14 protein-coding genes are annotated in these 18,017 nt (G+C 64.9%); 10 read left to right on the top strand and 4 right to left on the bottom strand.

Going from position 1 to position 18,017, the window contains the following annotated elements:
* Positions 1 to 111: 111 nt before the first annotated feature.
* Positions 112 to 1,227, top strand: coding sequence for an LppP/LprE family lipoprotein (locus COCCU_RS00890; RefSeq protein ID WP_156229746.1), 1,116 nt, complete (start codon positions 112 to 114; stop codon positions 1,225 to 1,227).
* 20 nt (positions 1,228 to 1,247) lie between these two features.
* On the top strand, positions 1,248 to 3,023 hold the full coding sequence (locus COCCU_RS00885) for a penicillin-binding transpeptidase domain-containing protein (RefSeq protein ID WP_156229745.1): 1,776 nt from the start codon (positions 1,248 to 1,250) through the stop codon (positions 3,021 to 3,023).
* Between the two features lie 8 nt (positions 3,024 to 3,031).
* On the opposite strand, the gene COCCU_RS00880 is transcribed toward COCCU_RS00885, so the two are convergent.
* Entirely contained in the window at positions 3,032 to 3,685 is a 654-nt protein-coding gene (locus tag COCCU_RS00880; protein WP_156229744.1) for a response regulator, read from the bottom strand.
* Positions 3,686 to 3,691: 6 nt separating this feature from the next.
* Positions 3,692 to 5,335 carry a sensor histidine kinase gene (locus COCCU_RS00875; RefSeq protein WP_156229743.1) on the bottom strand — a complete coding sequence of 548 codons (1,644 nt, stop codon included), beginning with the start codon at positions 5,333 to 5,335 and terminating at the stop codon, positions 3,692 to 3,694.
* A 244-nt stretch (positions 5,336 to 5,579) separates the two neighbouring features.
* Here COCCU_RS00875 and COCCU_RS00870 point away from each other — a divergent pair, with 244 nt between their 5' ends.
* From COCCU_RS00870 to phoU, 4 genes are all read left to right on the top strand, one after another.
* Positions 5,580 to 7,073 (top strand): CitMHS family transporter, encoded by a 1,494-nt coding sequence (locus tag COCCU_RS00870; protein ID WP_156229742.1) that lies wholly within the window; start codon positions 5,580 to 5,582, stop codon positions 7,071 to 7,073.
* Between the two features lie 122 nt (positions 7,074 to 7,195).
* Entirely contained in the window at positions 7,196 to 8,284 is a 1,089-nt protein-coding gene (locus COCCU_RS00865; protein WP_156229741.1) for an AbrB family transcriptional regulator, read from the top strand.
* Positions 8,285 to 8,542: 258 nt separating this feature from the next.
* Complete coding sequence (locus COCCU_RS00860; RefSeq protein ID WP_156232463.1) at positions 8,543 to 9,235, top strand: DedA family protein; 693 nt, start codon at positions 8,543 to 8,545, stop codon at positions 9,233 to 9,235.
* A gap of 188 nt (positions 9,236 to 9,423) precedes the next feature.
* Positions 9,424 to 10,158 (top strand): phosphate signaling complex protein PhoU, encoded by a 735-nt coding sequence (gene phoU / locus COCCU_RS00855; protein ID WP_156229740.1) that lies wholly within the window; start codon positions 9,424 to 9,426, stop codon positions 10,156 to 10,158.
* 104 nt (positions 10,159 to 10,262) lie between these two features.
* Here the strand turns inward: phoU and COCCU_RS00850 are convergent, their stop codons facing one another.
* A complete protein-coding gene (locus COCCU_RS00850; RefSeq protein WP_156229739.1) occupies positions 10,263 to 11,927 on the bottom strand; it encodes a DUF885 domain-containing protein in 1,665 nt (554 codons plus the stop codon).
* A gap of 141 nt (positions 11,928 to 12,068) precedes the next feature.
* Positions 12,069 to 13,181, bottom strand: a complete 1,113-nt coding sequence (locus COCCU_RS00845; RefSeq protein ID WP_156229738.1) for a TIGR00730 family Rossman fold protein — start codon at positions 13,179 to 13,181, stop codon at positions 12,069 to 12,071.
* Between the two features lie 112 nt (positions 13,182 to 13,293).
* Here COCCU_RS00845 and COCCU_RS00840 point away from each other — a divergent pair, with 112 nt between their 5' ends.
* From COCCU_RS00840 to COCCU_RS00825, 4 genes are all read left to right on the top strand, one after another.
* Positions 13,294 to 14,073: an NAD-dependent deacylase gene (locus tag COCCU_RS00840; protein WP_156229737.1), complete on the top strand. Its 780-nt coding sequence runs from the start codon at positions 13,294 to 13,296 to the stop codon at positions 14,071 to 14,073.
* Between the two features lie 201 nt (positions 14,074 to 14,274).
* Positions 14,275 to 15,420: an LppP/LprE family lipoprotein gene (locus COCCU_RS00835; RefSeq protein ID WP_156229736.1), complete on the top strand. Its 1,146-nt coding sequence runs from the start codon at positions 14,275 to 14,277 to the stop codon at positions 15,418 to 15,420.
* A gap of 75 nt (positions 15,421 to 15,495) precedes the next feature.
* The gene (locus COCCU_RS00830; protein ID WP_156229735.1) at positions 15,496 to 16,785 is read left to right on the top strand and encodes an MFS transporter; all 1,290 of its coding nucleotides are present in this window, start codon (positions 15,496 to 15,498) and stop codon (positions 16,783 to 16,785) included.
* 67 nt (positions 16,786 to 16,852) lie between these two features.
* Complete coding sequence (locus COCCU_RS00825; RefSeq protein WP_156229734.1) at positions 16,853 to 18,001, top strand: ROK family transcriptional regulator; 1,149 nt, start codon at positions 16,853 to 16,855, stop codon at positions 17,999 to 18,001.
* The last annotated feature ends 16 nt before the right edge of the window (positions 18,002 to 18,017 follow it).

Below are 18,017 nucleotides of genomic sequence, written 5' to 3'. Positions count from 1 at the left end.
CCGACTATTCCACATGTTCTCTTCAGCCGGACACGGTATCCTGAACGAACATAACTGGCACTCAAGACGGGACCCGCTTGCGCACAAACAGGCAAATCTGAGGGAGCAACATTGCACACAAGAAGATCCCGCCCCCTGGCCACCCTGGCAGCGGCCCTTTCCGTTGTGCTCCTCGGCGCCTGCTCCGGCACTTCCCCCCTGTCCACGGATGCCACCCCCACCACGGAAAACATCCTCACCTCCGACTCCGCCGGAGAATCAGACCTGCGCCGGGCCCCCATCGCCGCCGCGCCGGATCAGGACCCGGACCCGAGCACCTTGGCGACAGCACCCCCGGAAACCACGGTGGTGCAGGCCGAAACCTCCTCCAGCCCCCTGAGCACCACACCGGAACAGGAGTGCGAGCATCCCCGCCGCCACCTCATCGACACCGAGTTCGGCCGTCACCTGGTGATGAACCGCATCCCGGTGGCCGGAACCGGGGACACCTTCTTCAGCTTCGAGATCAAGGAAGATCACTTCGACCCCTGCGCCGAACTGAGCTATCTGCTGCTCAGCGGCTCCCTCGAGGGGGGCGACAAGATGGAAAGCCTGATCTTCTTCCACGCCGGCCAACTGATCACCCAACCCGCCCCCTTCCTCAGCACCCCCGTGGAGCAGGTTGAAAAGCTCGACGATCACACCCTGCAGGTGAGCCACCGCGGAAACAACACCTCCACCAGCACCCACCGGGTGGTGAATGGGCAGCTGGAATCAGATCTCTCCCAGCTGCCGCCCCAACTGAGGGAAAACCCCACCCTGATCGACCTCACCGCCCCGGCACTCACCCCGGACCCGAACGACAGCACCATCGACCAGACCCTGGCCGCCGGACGCTACCGCCTGCCCATCAACGATTACCAGCACCTGCTCTGCGACATCGACCAGCCGGAAGGCCCCCTCGTCGACTGCTACGCAGACTTCCCCACCACCTGGAAAATGAACAGCAACCTCCGCCCCCAGGCCAACCGCATCATCTACACCGAGAACCCCTCCTACGCCCGCGGCACCGCCGACCCCGCCCTCACCCACAGCCAGGCCGAAGAATACGGCGCGGTACAGGGCGGAACCACCCTCCAGATCGGGGGCGCCCTGGTGGATCTGAACCAACCCAACCAGGTGACCATCAGCACCGAACAAGGCGGCATCCTGATCACCCCGGATTCCTACCAGGTGCTCAGCCAATAGGAAGCACCTAGGTTGGGAACATGAACCACCTCACCCGAACCCGCAGCACCGCCACCCTGGCCGCCCTGAGTCTTTTGGGGCTGGCCCTTACAGCCTGCTCCCCACCCTGGAGCACCGACCCCGTCGAGGAGTTCATCTCCGCTTTCAACGCCGGGGATGATGCGGCCGTCGCCACGCTTTCCGACGACCCCGCCCGGGCCACCGCCGATCTCGCGGCCCTGCGCGCCGGGATCGGTGCCACCCAGGTCCAGCTGGCCGAGGGCGATGAGGTGGAGGGAGTCACCGCTGTCACCGCCACCTGGACCGTTCCCAATGGGGAAAGTGTGGAAAGTCAGGGTCAGATGCTGGTCTCGGGGCAGGATGCCGCACTCATCGACTGGGACAAGCAGATCTTCGCCGCTGAACTCGATGCGGACTCCACCTTTCTCTATTCTGATGACCGCGATTTCAGCGTCCCGGTCCTGGACCGCAACGGCACCCAGGTCCTGGCCTGGGGTCCGGTCACCGTCGTCACCGCCAGCCCGGAGCTGGCACCCCGGGGCGCAGAGATTGCCGCCGCCATCTCCCCGGTGGTCCCGGAAGCCACCTCGGAAAACGTCAGTGCCGCGATTGAGGCCGGTGAGGGCGACCCAGTGGCGCTCTACACCCTGCGGGAAGAGGACTTCACTCAGGTGGGGGAGGAACTGGCGGCCATTGAGGGCCTGAGTTTCCGGGAGGAGGGACGCCTGCTCACCCAGGCACGCGAAGCCTCATCCATCCTGGACAATGGGCTGCGCGAACAGTGGGAGGAAAAGATCAGCGCCGATGCCGGCTGGACGCTACGCGCCACCTCCCCCACCACGGAGATCCTGCTCGGCCAGAACACACCCCGCGCCACCGAGCCGATCCGGACCACCCTGGATCTGGGGGTGCAGTCCGCGGCGAACCGGGCATTGGAATCCATCAGTGAACCCGCCACCATCGTGGCAGTGGACACCAGCGGCGGGGTGGTTGCAGTGGCCCAGAATGAGGCCGCAGATGCCCAGGGGGCGATCTCCCTGACGGGCCTCTACCCGCCGGGTTCAACCTTCAAGACGGTGACCACCGCTGCAGCGCTGTCCCGGGGAATCATCACCCCGGATGCCCTGGTGCCGTGCCCGGCCTCGGCGACCATCGAGGGCCGCCGCATCCCCAATGACAATGATTTCGAATTGGGTGAGGTCACCATGACCGAAGCCTTCGCTCAGTCCTGCAACACCACCCAGGGATTCATCTCCCAGGAGCTGGACCCCGCGGACATGAAAAACACCGCCGCCAGCCTCGGCCTGGGGGTGGATTTCGAGGTACCGGGCATGACCACGGTGACCGGTTCCGTCCCCGTCACCGAACCCGGCGCCGCCCGGGTGGAGGCAGCCATCGGCCAGGGCGAGGTGCTGGCCTCCCCCTTCGGACTGGCCGTGATGGAGGCCTCCCTGGGAAATGGGGGCCAGATGGTGCTGCCCACCCTGATCCAGGGAAATGAAACCACCCCTGATCAACAGCCCGAACCCCTGGATCCGGAGGTGGTGGGGCAGCTGCGCGCCATGATGGCCGAAACCGTGAACTCCGGCACCGCCACCGCACTGCAGGACATTACGGGGCTGGGTGGCAAGACCGGCACCGCAGAAACGGGCAACGGTCCGGCCCACGGCTGGTTCGTCGGGGTGCTCGGTGACCTGGCCTTCGCCACCTTCATCGAGGGTTCCGGTTCCTCCACACCCGCGGTGGAGCTCAGCGGGGAATTCCTCCGGGATGAGGCACTTGCCCGGTGGCGTTGATGGGCCGCTCAGCGCAATTTTGAATAGAGATGCTCGGGGCGTCCGGAGGTGCCATAACGCAGCCGGACCTGCACCACTCCCTGACTGGCCATCGTCGCCAGGCGCCGCTGTGCGGTGGCACGGGAGACACCGGCGGCTTCGGCCGCCTCTGCGGCGGAGAGTTCACCCCGGCCCAGGGCGTCGAGAAGCAGCTGCTCGGTGGTGGAACGTGAGACCGCCGTCCCCGGGGGCGGGCCGTGGAGGATGGACAGTGCCTGGTCGATCTTCTCCTGGCGCAGTCCCCGCTGCCCGGAAAGCACATGCCGGTAGCGGGCGTAACGGTCCAGCCGCTCAGTGAGAACCTGGCGTTGGAAGGGTTTGAGCAGGTATCCCAGGGCCCCGGCGTGCAGGGCGCGGCGCACCGTGGCCGCCTCATCAGCGGCGCTGAGGATGAAGGCATCGATACCGGTGCTGCGGACCAGTTCAATGCCATCCCCATCCGGGAGGTAGACATCCACCAGCATCAGATCCGGCTGGGTGCCCGCCAGGACCTGATGGGCCTCGGCGATGCTGCGCACCGAATCCTGCACCCGGAAACCCGGCGCGGCCTCGACGATTTCAGCGTGGATGCCAGCGACCCGGAAGTCATCATCGACCACCAGCACGGACCAGGTTTTCTCCATCAGTTCTCATCCTTCCCGGGGGGTTTCAACTTCTGTGGCCATGACATCGGGGAGCCGGGCCGCGAAGACCGCTCCCCGCCCATTGTCCCCACCACCGGGGTCGATGATCCAGAGTTCACCGCCGCGGCGTCGCACCAGATCCCGGCAGAGGGTCAGGCCAATGCCGTGGCCGTGGACCTGGTCCCGTTCCGGTTCCGGTGTGGGGGAGTTGAAGACCTCGGTTCCGGCGGGGATGCCGGGGCCGGAGTCGGCGACCACCAGAACCAGTTCGGGGCCGTCGTCAAGCAGGGTGAGTTCCACCCGGCGGGGTTCCGGGCCGTGCAGGGCCGCGTTGATCGCATTGTCGAGCAGGTTACCCAGGACGGTGGCGGTGTCCTCCACTGCGGACACGCCCTGGAGGGTGCCCAGGACCAGGGAGTCCTCCTTGATCTGCAGCTGCACCCCACGTTCGGCGGCGGCCAGGGATCTTGCCCCCAGGAAGGACTGGAGGAAGGGTTCGGAGAGCAGTTCCGCACCGACCAGGGGGTAGTCCACCGGCCCGCGGTGCTGCATGGTGCGCAGGAATTCGGTGGCCTCGGTGTTGCGCCCCGCCTCAACCAGGCCGGCGGCCACATGGATGCGGTTGGCGAATTCATGGCGTTGCACGCGTAGGGCGGAGGTCATCGCCCGAACCGAGTCGAGACGCGTGCTCAACGCCATCATGTCAGTGCGGTCCCGGACGATGATCACCGATCCGAGGCGTTGGCCACCACGGTCCACCTCTCGGGAATCGAGGTAGAGCACCCGCTCACCGACGACCACCCCGTCCCGGGCTTCACCCTGCTGCAGGGAGGCGATGACATCCGCGGGCAGGTTCAGTTTTTTCAGACTGAGGCCTTCCACATCCGTCCGGTGGAAGATCTGCTTCGCCACCTCATTGGAGACCCGGATGATGCCCCCCTCATCCAGGGCGATGACCCCCTCCCCCACGCCATCCAGGACCGCGGCCTGGTTCTGGACCAGGGTGACCAGTTCCTCCGGTTGCAGACCCAGGGTGAGCTGTTCCCACCGGCGGCGCAACAGCAGGGCAGCACCAATCCCGATCAGGAGTGCCAGGGCGGCGGCCGCGCCCACGCTCAGCAGGAGGCGGGGCAGCTGGTCGAAGACGCTGGCCCTTTCAAAACCGACGCTGACCTCCCCCACCGGTTGTCGGCTGGCGGGGGCGAAGATGGGCACCTTCGCCCGGGCGGACTCCCCCAGGGTGCCGTGTTCCCAGGCGATGACCTCCTCACCACGCAGGGCGGCATCGAAGGAGGTGCTCACCTCACGGTCCAGTTGGCCGGGGTCGGGGTGTGCCAGGCGTATCCCCTCCCCATCGGTGATCACCACGAAGAGTGCGTCAGTGCGCCGGGTGACCTCCCCTGCGTAGGACTGGAGGGGGCCGGTGGCGAGTTCTGCGGCGGAGGGGTTGATCTGCCGGGTGGTTTCCAGGGTCACCTCGTTGCGGACCAGGGGTGCGGTGGCGACGGTGCGGGCGATGGACAGCGCTGCGGACTCACTCTCTGCCTTGAGTTGTTCCACGGCCAGCAGGGTGAACACCCCGGTGCTCACCGCCACCACGGCCACCACGGTGGCCAGCTGGAGCAGCAGCACCCTGGTGGTGAAACGCATTCTCTTCACTCCCCGCCGCCCCCTTTCCCTGAACATGTGGTCACGTGGTGTGGAAACCTCGTGAAAGTACATTTGAGCATGGGGTATTCCAATCAGCCAAGAATCTGCACTAAATGCGCAAAAGGACATTTATGCACCTCTGGGAAAGTAACGCACAGAAGACTAGGCACGTGATTCAGGACACTCTAGCCTGACTCCTGCATTCCAGAACACTCTGTTGAGCCAAGGAAATCAGGAGTCCAGCATGTACCCACCCACCGATGTGCTGCTCGCCGCGGATTACGCGATGAGCCACACCCTTTCTGACGGCGTTCTCGTCGTCCTGGGATTCACCATGATCCTCACCTTCATGGCCCTGATCATGCTGGGCCGGGTCACCCCCCTGGTCGCCCTGATCCTGGTGCCCACCGTCTTCGGCCTGATCGCCGGCGCGGGTCTCGGGCTCGGCGACATGGTGCTGGACGCGATCGGCGACATGGCCCCCACCGCCGCCCTGCTGATGTTCGCGATCATGTTCTTCGGGATCATGATCAATGTCGGTCTCTTCGACCCGCTGATCCGGGTGATCACCCGCACGCTTGGCGACGACCCCGCCAAGGTGGTGCTGGGTACCGCGGTGCTGGCCGGTGTGGTCTCCCTCGACGGTGATGGTTCCACCACCTTCATCATCACCACCTCCGCCATGCTGCCGATCTATCTGCGGCTGGGCATGAACCCGGTGGTGCTGACCGTGGTCGCCGGCCTGATCAACGGCACCATGAACATCGTCCCCTGGGGTGGCCCCACGGTGCGTGCCGCCGCCGCTCTGGGCGTGGACCCCTCCGATATCTTCGTGCCCATGCTGCCCTCCCTCGCCGTCGGCATCGTGGTGGTCTTCGTCTTCGCCTGGACCCTCGGCATGGCGGAGCGCCGTCGCCTGGGTGGGGTCGTGGACACCTCCCGCTTCGAGGAACCCCGGGGCGGTGGGGGTGGACGTGGCGCAGCACCCACCGGTGATGGTGGGCTGCTTCTTAAGGAGCGTGGCACCCCAAGGAAGGTTCTGGCTGAGGTTTCCCAGGATGCGGAAACAGAGGCCACCATGGCCGACACCATGCTGGATCCCCACCGCCCCAGCCTGCGACCCAAACTGATCTGGTTCAACCTGGCCCTGACCCTGGTGGTCATGGTGCTGCTGGTCGCCGATATCTTCCCCCTGGCCTTCATCTTCATGGGCGGCACCGCCCTGGCCCTGGCCGTGAACTTCCCCCGGGTCAAGGATCAGGCCACTGAGATGCTGGCCCACTCCTCCTCCATCGTCGGGGTGGTCTCCATGGTCCTGGCCGCCGGCGTGCTGGTCGGCGTCTTCAACGGCACCGGGATGGTGGAGGCGATGGCCGCCTGGATCACCCAGGTCATCCCCAACTCCATGGGCCCCTACCTGGCCGTGATCACCGGCCTGCTCTCCATTCCGATGACCTTCTTCATGTCCAATGACGCCTTCTACTTCGGGATCCTCCCGGTGCTCTCCGAAAGCGCCCTCCACTTCGGGATCGAACCGGTGGAGATGGCCCGGGCCTCCATCACCGGCCAGCCGGTGCACATGCAGTCCCCGCTGGTCCCGGCCATCCTGCTGCTGGTCTCCCTGGCCAAGGTCAACCTCGGGGAGCACCACAAGAAGGTGCTCTGGCGGGCCACGATCGTCTCCCTGGTCATGCTGGGGGTCGGTATTCTCGGCGGGGCCATCCCGCTGGGCGTCTAGCTGGCCATCTAGCTGGGCCCTCTAGTTGGGTCCGCCTTTCGGTACCTGCAGGGTCACGGGGCAGGAAGGCCTAAACTCAGACACGTCCAGAACCAGAACCCAGGGAAGCGGCGGAACAGCAGATGACGGAGACAGCACAGGACCGGTGGCTTCCCCTCCGCTGGGTACTGGTCGCCATCTTCTCCCTGTTGCTCGGCTGGGGACTGAACCGTCTGAATGTGCCCGCCGCCTGGATCCTGGCCGGCATCTTCACCGCCGGGGCCAGCGCCCTGGTCTCCGGCAAGGAACTGAACCTCAACCGGCATATCAGTGTCAGCGCCCGGGGTGTCATCGGCATCCTCGCCGGGCTCCCCTTGATCGGGGTGCCCCCAGGGCAGCTCGCCGGCTACCTGCTGCCCGGGCTGTTGGTCACCTTCATCACCCTGGCCATCGGCATCATGGGTGGGATGCTGCTGGCCAGGGCACAGCAGGAGATCAGCCCCGAGACCGGCATCCTGTCCATGCTCGCCGGCGGGGCCTCCCTCATGCCGCCGCTGGCCATGGAACTGGGCGCGGACTACCGCTACGTCGCCCTCTCCCAGTACCTGCGGATGAGCATCGTCTCCGTCACCCTGCCCCTGGTGGCGGTGCTCTTCACCCCACCCGGCAACGCCGCCCACCACAGCGATGAGGGCAGTGAGTTCAGTTGGCTGGTGCTGGGGATGATCATCCTGGTGGCGGTCTTCGGGGAGAAGCTCGGTCGGCTCATCAAACTACCCGCACCCACCGTGATCGGCCCGCTGCTGCTGACCGTGATCATCGGCCTCCTGCTGCCCGGTCAGCTGAGTATGCTGCCACCGGAGGCCCTGCGTACCTTCGCTTTCCTCAGCATCGGCTGGATCTGCGGCGGCAGTCTCTCCCTGGCCGCCCTGAAGGTCTTCGCCAGGCAGCTGCCCGCCACCCTGCTTTTCATTGCGGTGCTCATGGGAGGTTGTGCCCTCAGCGCCATCCCGCTGACCTTCTGGCTGGACATCAGTTATTTTGAGGCCTACCTGGCCAGCAGCCCCGGGGCCCTGGACACCGTGCTGGCCCTGTCCAATGAAGGTGGGGCGGGGCCGGTGGTGGTGACCATCCAGATGGTGCGACTGCTCTGTGTCATCATCCTCGCCAGCCACCTGCCCGCCGTGATCCGGTTGATCATCCGCCTCTTCCACCGCGGTCACGGGGCTTAAAACAGGTATAGAGTCATGAAGGTCACAGCCTGCGGTGAAAGCTACCGGGGTGCGGATAAAAACGCAGCTCAGGGACCCCGGAAGGTCATCCTGTGGGGAGAGGGGCGGCGAACTAACATCCAAACCCTAGGTAATTCCTGTGATTCTGACAGGTAGCAGGAGCACAATACCAAGCTGTACCTGTGTCTGATTCTCCACTCATCTTCCGGAAGGACCCTCCGCTTGCTTAACTCCGTCATCGAATGGGTGATCTCGCTCATGGAGCTGCTCGGCGCTCCGGGTGTCGGCATCGCCATCCTGCTGGAGAACCTCTTCCCGCCCATCCCCTCCGAAGTGGTGCTGCCTCTGGCCGGCTTCACCGTCGCCACCGGCGAACTCAATGTCATTGCGGTGTTCCTCTGGGCCACCCTGGGTTCCCTGGTCGGTGCTTACTTCCTCTACTGGGTGGGTGCGGCCGTGGGAGCCCAACGTCTGCGCCGCATCGCGGACTGGATGTGGCTGGTGGAACCCGAGGACGTGGACAAGTCCCTGGGATGGTTCGACAAGTACGGCCAATGGTCCATCTTCTTCGGCCGGCTCATCCCGGGCATCCGTTCGCTGATCTCCATCCCGGCGGGTATCGACCGGATGAACCTGGTGAAGTTCGGACTGATGACCCTGGTGGGATCCGGCCTGTGGAATGCGGTGCTGATCGGCCTGGGCATGTGGCTGGGTGCACGCTATGAGCTGGTGGCCCACTATGTGGACCAGTATTCCACCATCATCTACCTCGCCATCGCGCTGGTGTTGCTCGTGGTGTTTGTCCTCCTGCTGACCCGGTCCGTGCGGCGGCGCAGGGAACAGAAGTCGGGGGGCAACAGTCCCGAGGATGAAAACCCCGAGGAAGCCACCGGGGCGACGACAGCGAATGAAGCCACCGCCTCGGCACCCACAGAGACCGAGCGGCCCTGAGCTTTTAAAGCCCGCACCCCCCTCCGAATCCCACCGCTTCCTGGTAGGGGTCCCGGGGGGTCTTTCATTCCGGGACATGTTTCGCCCCCTTCCCAGGGGGTTTTCTGTCCCTGCCCGAAGAACTGATACGGGTGTACTACACGTCACTCAAACTGCAGAAACCTGATTCTATTCCTATAGTGTTCCCCATGCGCCCCACCTTCCGCGAAGATCTCGATGACTTCTCCCATGATCTGATCATCATGTTCGACATGGTGCGTGAGATCATGGCCGAGGCCTCAGATGCGCTCATCCGGGGTTCGCTGGATTCCGCTGAAGATGCCCTCTCCCACACCGAGGACCTCAGGGAGCTCCGGAGCCGGTGCGACCAGCGTGCCATGCAGCTGCTGGCACTGCAGGGCCCCATCGCCCGCGATCTGCGCCAGGTGGTCTCCTCCATCTACATCGTCGATGACTTCGACCGGATGGGCGCCCTGGCCATGCACATCGCCCGCTCCGCCCGCCGCCGACACCCGGATCAGGTCGTCCCCGAAGAGATCAAGGGCCAGTTCGAGGAGTTCATCCGCCTGACCCGGGACATGACGGAACAGACCCGGAACCTCCTGATCTCCCCTGATACCGAGCTGGCGCTGACCCTGGCGGAGGAAGATGATGCGGTCGATGAGCTCCACAATGCCCTGATGGTCCAGCTGACCCAGCCGGAATGGTCGCACTCCGCCCGGGAAGCAGTGGATGCCGCGCTGCTCAGCCGCTTCTATGAGCGCTACGCCGACCACTGTGTGAACGTGGCCTCAAGATTGGTCTACCTGAACTCGGGACTGCGCCCCGAGGAGTACCGCGCCGCCCAGGAACCGGGCGAGCTCGACATTGAGGCCCACTATCAGGCGATGGAGAGAAAGTTCCACCGCGGCACCCTGGACTAGCACCACCGCGAGAACCCCGAAAACCTCGAGGGGACGCCGCAGCGCTTTCCCGCCGCAGCGCCCCCTGCCCCGGGGCGCAGATCAGGGTCCGGGAAGAACCCCCTCTAGTCCAGCAACTCCTCACGGAGGATGGACATGGGGATGGAACCGTAGTTCAGTGCCGCACTGTGGAACTGACGCAGATCCATGCCCTGGGTGAGAGCATCTTCCCGCAGCTGCATCCACAGCCGCTGGCCGAGTGCATAGGAGGGTGCCTGGCCGGGCCATCCCAGGTAGCGGTTGAGCTCGAAGGCGAGGACCGCCTCATCCATGGCGGTGTTCTCCCGCAGGAAGGTCTTGGCGTAGGAGGCATCCCAGATGCCGCTGCCCTCCGGGGTTTTCTTGCCCAGGTGGACACCGATGTCGAGGACGACGCGGGCGGCGCGGAGCCGCTGGGCGTCGAGAAGCCCCATCCTGGTGCCCGGGTCCTCGTGATAACCCAGTTCCTCCATGAGGGACTCCGCGTAGAGCGCCCAGCCTTCACCGTGGCCGGAGTTCCAGCAGGCCACACGGCGCCACAGGTTGAGCTTTTCGCTCTCGGCGAGGGTCTGTCCCAGCTGCAGGTGGTGGCCGGGTACCGACTCGTGGAAGACGGTGGTCAGTTCCTGCCAGGTGTGGAAGATGTGCTGGCCTTCCGGCACGGACCACCACATCCGGCCCGGTCGGGAGAAGTCATCGGAGGGCGGGGTGTAGAAGATGCCGCCGGTGCCGGCCGGATCGATGCAGGCCTCGATGGTCTTGACCGCTTCAGGAATGTCGAAGTGGGTGCCGTCGAGCTCCGCGATCACGCGGTCCGCGGTTTTCTGCATCCACTGCTGCAGCGCTGCGGTGCCCTCGATGTTGTAGCGTTCCTCATTGTTGAGGTTGCGGAAGGCCTGCTTGACGGGGGTGCCTTCGCCGTAGAGCTGATTGGCGATCCGCTGCTGCCGGGAGGTGATCTCCCGCAGCTGCTCCAGACCCCAGGTGTAGGCCTCATCCAGGTCGACGGTGTCGCCGATGAATTCGCGGGAGAAGAGCTCATAACGTTCCCGACCCACCGCATCCTCGCTGGCGGAGTGCGGGGAGAGCTGCTCCCCCAGCCAATCAGCCATCAGACCGAAGGCTTCCTTGGCGGCGACCACCTCAGCGGAATCGGCGGACAGACCGAGATTCTCCAGCAGGGAACCGGAGTCGGCGAGATCGGTGCACTGCGAGATCACTTCATCGATCTGGCGGTGCGCGGCCACCTTGCCGTGGGCGGCGGACTCGGAGAGGGATTCGCGATAGCCCTCGAGGGAATTGGCGACCTTGGACAACCGCGATCGGATCGCGTCCTTTTCCTCCGCCGTGTCCTGGGGCATGAGGAGGAAGGTGTCCCGGATCGTCTGAACCGGGGACTCAATGTTGTTGAGCAGGCGGAGGTACTCGCCGCGGTGGTGCTTATCGGCGATCAGGCTGAGCCGGTCGCGCAGCACCGCAGCGGTGACGTGGTCGACTTCATCGAAGTCATCCTCATCATCATTGTCGTCCGTACAGTCATCAAAGGCGTCGATGTCGGCGACCATTTCGCGGGCACGCTCCGCCACCGACTCCCAGTGCTCGGGGGAGAAGTCCTGTAGCTCCCCCTCAAAACCCGGAATGCCCCAGGCTGTGGCATCGGTCGGCGCGAGGGCGGCCAGGTCATGGACGAACACCTCACAGCTGGCGTCCAGAAGGGACGGAGACCGCTGTTCGGAACTCACTAAACTCATGAGTGCAGAGTCTAGCCCCGAAAAGCTTTCCTTATCCACCCGGAGTGAGTCCACCCCGATAACCATGGGAAAGGGGCCCAGACCACTCTCAGTGCTTATCGACGCCCCGCCCTACCGGGCGGGGTGCCGTGGTTTCCCAGTTCAGGCCCATTTATCACCCGGGGCCCGCCAATTCCGGAAACCCTCGAAGAGCTCCGCCGGGGTTTCCACGACGATGAGGGAATCAATGAATTTCCGGCGCAGAAATCCCTCCGCCGCCATCTTTTCCAGCATCTGCAGCAGAGGATCCCAGAACCCGTTGGTGTTGACCAGCGCCAGGGGCCCGGACAGTTCCCCCAGCTGCATCATGGTCAACACCTCGAAGGTCTCCTCCAGGGTGCCGGCACCACCCGGCAACACCACGAAGGCATCGGAGAGATTCTCCATGCGGGTCTTGCGCTGCGCCATAGTCTCCACCACCTCCAGGCTGCTCAGCCCATGGTGGGCCATCTCGCGGTCCACCAGGGACTGGGGGATCACCCCCACCACTTCCCCACCATCTGCCAGGGAGGCATTGGCCACCGAACCCATCAGCCCGATGTTGCCGCCCCCGTACACCAGGCGGATCCCCCGCTTGGCCAGCGCACTTCCCAGGGCTTCCGCCGCAGCCTGGTACCCGGTGCCGAAACCGGAACGCGAACCGCAGTAGACCGCCACGGAACGGATCTCCGGGGTGGCGGAAAGGCTACTGTCAGAGCTGCTGATCTGAGCGGCGTTGCTCCCCTCGGCGAAAGCGAGGAACATGGTGCCCTCCGCCGCCGCCGCGACAGTTTCAAAACCGACCCGCTCATAGAGCCGTTTGGCGGGGTTCTCCGCCTCCACCGACAGGGAGATGCCCGGCCAGCGAGCCTCCCGGCCATAGTTGCGGATCACCTCCAGCAGCATCGCCCCGATCCCCTGCCCCTGGCGGGACTCATCCACGCTGATCACCAGCTCCGGGACATCCACCTGGATGAAACCCAGGGCCCGGGCGAAGACCACCCACACCACACCCACCGGCTGTCCCGCCAGATGAGCGACAATGCCGTAGTCCCCGCGGGCGGGTTCGAAATCGAGGTAATGCCGCCAAGGTTCCCTGGCCAGGTCATGCTCGGTGATGTGCGCGCTGACCCGGTTGACATTGCGCAGCACGGCGGCGCCACGTACTCCGGTGTCGGCGGCGATCATCGGACGGAGATCCAGTCCGGCAATGGCAGATGATTCGGGAGGAGTCATGAGCCCGAGCTTAGTGAGCGCAGCCGGGTCATGGCTGTACTTATGGGAAAGATCTGCCCTTCGGGGGAAAGGCCCTGGCCGGACCAGGGTTGAACAGCTAGCGTCAAAGAGTATGGAGGAGAAGCAGCTTCACCGTGCCCTTGATCTGACCCGCAATGCCCGCCGGGTGGAGTTCTTCACCGGGGCGGGGATGAGTGCGGAGTCGGGCCTGGACACTTACCGGGATGCCGAGACCGGGGTGTGGGAGAAGGTGGACCCCCAGGCCATGGCGAGCATCTCCGCCTGGGCGCGGGATCCGGAGCCGATGTGGGCCTGGTACCTGTGGCGGGCCCGGTTGGCGGCCCAGGCCAACCCCAATGCCGGGCACCACGCGATTGCACGGTGGGTGAGACTGGAAGGTGTGGATAAGCTGCAGGTGACCACCCAGAACATTGATGACCTGCATGAACGCGGTGGAATGGCAGACACCACCCATCTCCACGGCAACCTCTTCCGTTTCCGCTGCACCATCTGCCACCGTCCCTGGAAAGGTCCGGTGAACTTCCCCACGGAGCCGGTGGCACGTTTGAGTCCCCCAACCTGTCCGCTCTGCGGCAATCTCATCCGCCCCGATATCGTGTGGTTCGGAGAGTCCCTCCCGCAGCGGGAATGGGAACGGGCGGAGCTGGGGATGCGGGAGGCGGACCTGGTGGTGATCATCGGAACCTCCGGGGTGGTGCAGCCCGCGGCTTCCCTGCCACTGCTGGCCCACCAGCGGGGCGTGCCGATCCTGGAGATCTCCCCGGCAAGGAGTGAGCTCACCCCGCTCTGTGAATTTTCCTGGCGGGCCACCGCCGCCACGGCACTTCCGGCCCTGGTGTCGGCGCTGGAATCAGAGGTGACCGGAGGCTGAGCAGGGGCGCCTCCCTGCAGCCCACACTGAAACTGCTTTTACCCCCGAAGGCATCAATGTCACCCACACCAATACAGCCATGTCTTAATCTCTGAGAAGAAACTTCTCATCATTGTCCTGCTCCGGCGCAGTGTGGAACCCATACCCTTCCACCCCCACCGCAGCCAGGACCTTTCCCCAGCAGGCCGTCAGGAGGGTCCCATGCAGCTTTCGCGTCATCTCCCGCGTTACCGGACCCCTCGACGGACCGCCCTGCTGCTGGGTGGACTGCTCAGTGTCCTGATACTGACCGCCTGCGCCGCAAAAACCGAGCCGCACGGGGAGGAGAGCACCGCAAGCTGTGAGTCGGTGGACCTGGCCGAGACCGCCTTCGGCCCCTACACCGCCCTGAATCAGGTGCCCACGATTCCGCCGGAGGGCGAACGTGATCAGAGTGGTTTCTGGCGCACCTCCCCCGCCTTCCAGATCAGCCATATCGAGAATCATTTTGATCCCTGTGCCGCTTTGAGCTGGGTCATCCTCTTCGGCTCCACCAACCAGGACCCGCCGGGGACGGAAAGCTCTGCCCTACTACTCTTTCACCATGATCAACTGTTGAAGGATCCGCTGCCGATCCAGCTGATGGCGGATCCGAAGGTGGAGCGGGTCGCTGATGAGTCACTCGAGGTGACCTACGAGTATTTCGCGGTTCCTGAGGAGGAACAGGGCGCTGAACTGCTCAGCACCACCCTGACTTGGGAGGATGAGGGCGATGTAGTGACCCGGGATGATCAGGCGTTCCGTCGGGAGTATGCGAGGCAGGTCATCGAATTGGATCTGAACACCCCCGCCCCCCAGGATGAAACCCCGGTGCTGCCCCTGGGCAATATTCACCACCGCCCCCTGGATGCGGAACATGAGCTGGCGGAGTATCCCGACTCCAATGTCCGGATCAGCATTGACGAGGACAGTGAACTGCTGTGCGTCCTGAAGTTCGCTGAATACCACCACAACTGGGGTTGGGTGGGTTGCATCGGCCACGGAGTGGAGTGGCCCTATGTCGAACCCCCCTTCGCCCCACCCACCGATAGTGCCGCGCGGCCCCCCGAACCCGGGGAATCAGCGAATTACCTGCGGATTTCCCTGGAGCCCGCGGCGATCGCCACCGCCTATTTTGATGATGAGACGATGCCGGACCTCCCGGTCGCCATCGAGGCGGAAGCGGACACCCTGACCCGGGTGGGCCACTATCTGATCGACACCCGGGGCGAGCATCCCCGTCTGATCTACGGCGGCACCGCCATCGAGATCCGGGAGGATGGTTTCGACTCCGGCCCGGCGAATATCCTCGACCGCAGCCGCTGGTAAACCGCCCCACCTGGCGATACCCCCTGCCCCGGACCCTGGCCCCTGTCCACCCAGGCCGGGGCTAGGATCTCCGGAGTGAGCTTCCGTGACATTCTCGCCGACACCCGGCCGCTGAAGGTTCCGGCCTATAAACGGTTGTGGACCGCCAATATCGCCACCGTGATCGGTGCGCAGCTGACGGTGGTCGCCGTGCCCGCGCAGATCTACGCCATCACCGGTTCCAGCGCCTATGTCGGCCTGAGCGGTCTTTTCGGACTGGTTCCACTGGTGATCTTCGGGCTTTATGGCGGTTCCATCGCGGATGCCTTTGATAAGCGGAAGGTGCTGATCACCACCACCTTCGGGATGATCCTGACCACCGCCCTCTTCCTGCTGCTCAGCGCCCTGGATAATGAGAATGTCTGGCTGCTGCTGGGGGTATTCTCCCTGCAGCAGGCTTTCTTCGCGGTGAATCAACCGACCCGGACGGCGGTGTTCCGCTCGATCCTGCCGACCGGCCTGCTCCCCGCAGGTGCCTCCCTGAACATGATGCTGATGCAGGCCGGGGCAATCATCGGACCACTTCTGGCCGGCGCAATGATCCCCCTGATCGGTTACATCTGGCTCTACCTGCTGGACGTACTCTTCCTGCTGCCCACCCTGATCGCGGTAGTGAAACTGCCTTCCCTACTGCCCACCGGGGAGGTGATGAAGGCGGGACTGCGTTCCGTGGTGGATGGGTTGCGTTATCTTTTCACCCAGCCGGTACTGATGGTGGCGATGCTGCTGGATCTGATCGCGATGGTCTTCGGCATGCCGCGTGCCCTCTACCCGGAGATCGCGGCGGTTGATTTCGGTGGTGCCGCTGAGGGTGGCACCATGCTCGCCCTGCTCTACTCCTCGATGGCGGCGGGCGCGGTGTTGGGCGGACTGCTCTCCGGCGGGGTGTCCCGGGTGGTGCGTCAGGGGGCGGCCGTCTATGTCTGCATCATCGCCTGGGGTGTGGCGGTCATGGGGGCCGGGCTCGGGGTGCTGCTCAGCCCCGGTGCCGTCACCACCTGGGCGTGGTTCGTGATCCTGATGCTGGTGGCCGGGGGCGCGATGGACATGTTCTCCGCCTCCCTGCGCACCGCCATCCTGCAGCAGTCCGCGCAGGAACATGTGCAGGGCAGGATCCAGGGCATCTATATTGTGATCGTGGTGGGTGGCCCCCGCCTGGCGGATGTGCTGCACGGCGGGTTGGCGGGCACGCTAGGCACGGGATGGACCACCTTCCTCGGTGGTGCCGCGGTGGTGGTGTTGACTCTGCTCTGTGTGGTGGCAGTGCCGGCTTTCCGACGCTATGAACGACCCCCGGGTGGCATTGCGGAAGAGCCGAGCGAGTAGACCGCTTGGTCTAATTATGGCGGAGATTGATTAGACTACATTGTCTATGTAGCTTATTATTCAGGCCATGACCACTTCTGCACGCCCAACAGCGCCGACGCCCTTCAGTCGACCCCAATTGCCGGCAGCGAAGTGCCTCCACCTGATCCGCACCCGCCAGATCATCACCCGCAGTGAACTGGTCACCGCCACCGGTCTCTCCCAACCCACCGTCACCCGCGCAGTCAACGCCCTGATCGGCGCCGGACTGGTTCATGAACGCACTGACCTCAGCCGCGCCAGGGGACGGGGAAGGCCCACGATCCCGATCGAACTGGCCCCCAGTCCCTGGTTGCACGCCGGCATCGCCATCGGCACCACCAGCACCTACATGGCCCTGTATGACTCCAAGGGACGGACCTTCCGGGACGGCAACGTCAACCGTAACGTGGCGGAGACCCGCCCCGAGGACTTCCTCGAGTACATCATCGCCGGCCTCCATCAACTGACCAACGGAGTCACCAACCCACTGGTCAGCGTCGGGGTGACCACCTCCGGGCGGGTCAGCAGTGAAGGCGTGGTCAACGCCCCCAACCTCGGCTGGCATGAGCTGGACCTGGCGGAACGCCTGCGCTACCAGTTCTCCGTCCCTGTGATCGTGGCCGCCGCGGTGCCCGCCCTGCTGGCCGCCGAAATGCAGTCCGCTGAGCTGCCGGCCCCCGGCGAAAGCGAGAATGTGCTGATCCTCTTCGCCGATGACTCCCTCGGCGCAGCCGTCAGCGATGACCGGGGTGTCCACTCCATCGGGACCCTTCCTGGCACCGAGAGCCAGGTGCTGGACACCACCGGCCTGGCCACCGAGGAGGCACTGAGCACCCAGGGGTTCCTGCGCCGCCTCCGGGACCTGAGCCTGGATCTGCCCGACCTGGGCACCGCGGTGGCGGAGGGAGAGAAAAACCCTGAGGTGCGTTCCCTGCTGGATGAGCGCGCCCGCCTGCTCGGCCGGGTTGCCGCCGATCTGGTGGATGCCCACCAGCCCCAGACCATCGTGGTCGCCGGCTCCGCCTTCACCGATGACCCGGGCGCTCCCCGGGTCTTCGCCGAAACCGTCCGTGGGCTGGAGGAGAGCGAACTGAACCTGCGGATGATTCCCACCCACCGGGAAATTGTCCGCGCCGTGGCGCGCGCCGCAGCCCTGGATCAGCTGTTGCGTGACCCCCTGAAACTGGCTCCCTGAAACTGGCCCTGGAGGG

It is taken from the genome of Corynebacterium occultum (assembly GCF_009734425.1).
In the GTDB taxonomy this organism is placed as follows: domain Bacteria; phylum Actinomycetota; class Actinomycetes; order Mycobacteriales; family Mycobacteriaceae; genus Corynebacterium; species Corynebacterium occultum.
Note: the sequence above shows the minus strand (reverse complement) of the source record. Positions and strands in the feature narration are given on the sequence as shown.

Bases quoted from the DNA above. Each gene is read 5' to 3' on its own strand.
- COCCU_RS00875 (WP_156229743.1), bottom strand. From the start codon at position 5,335: ATGCGTTTCACCACCAGGGTGCTGCTGCTCCAGCTGGCCACCGTGGTG.
- COCCU_RS00850 (WP_156229739.1), bottom strand. From the start codon at position 11,927: ATGAGTTTAGTGAGTTCCGAACAGCGGTCTCCGTCCCTTCTGGACGCC.
- COCCU_RS00845 (WP_156229738.1), bottom strand. From the start codon at position 13,181: ATGACTCCTCCCGAATCATCTGCCATTGCCGGACTGGATCTCCGTCCG.
- COCCU_RS00880 (WP_156229744.1), bottom strand. From the start codon at position 3,685: ATGGAGAAAACCTGGTCCGTGCTGGTGGTCGATGATGACTTCCGGGTC.
- COCCU_RS00840 (WP_156229737.1), top strand. From the start codon at position 13,294: ATGGAGGAGAAGCAGCTTCACCGTGCCCTTGATCTGACCCGCAATGCC.
- COCCU_RS00825 (WP_156229734.1), top strand. From the start codon at position 16,853: ATGACCACTTCTGCACGCCCAACAGCGCCGACGCCCTTCAGTCGACCC.
- COCCU_RS00860 (WP_156232463.1), top strand. From the start codon at position 8,543: ATGGAGCTGCTCGGCGCTCCGGGTGTCGGCATCGCCATCCTGCTGGAG.
- COCCU_RS00885 (WP_156229745.1), top strand. From the start codon at position 1,248: ATGAACCACCTCACCCGAACCCGCAGCACCGCCACCCTGGCCGCCCTG.
- phoU (WP_156229740.1), top strand. From the start codon at position 9,424: ATGCGCCCCACCTTCCGCGAAGATCTCGATGACTTCTCCCATGATCTG.
- COCCU_RS00835 (WP_156229736.1), top strand. From the start codon at position 14,275: ATGCAGCTTTCGCGTCATCTCCCGCGTTACCGGACCCCTCGACGGACC.
- COCCU_RS00870 (WP_156229742.1), top strand. From the start codon at position 5,580: ATGTACCCACCCACCGATGTGCTGCTCGCCGCGGATTACGCGATGAGC.
- COCCU_RS00865 (WP_156229741.1), top strand. From the start codon at position 7,196: ATGACGGAGACAGCACAGGACCGGTGGCTTCCCCTCCGCTGGGTACTG.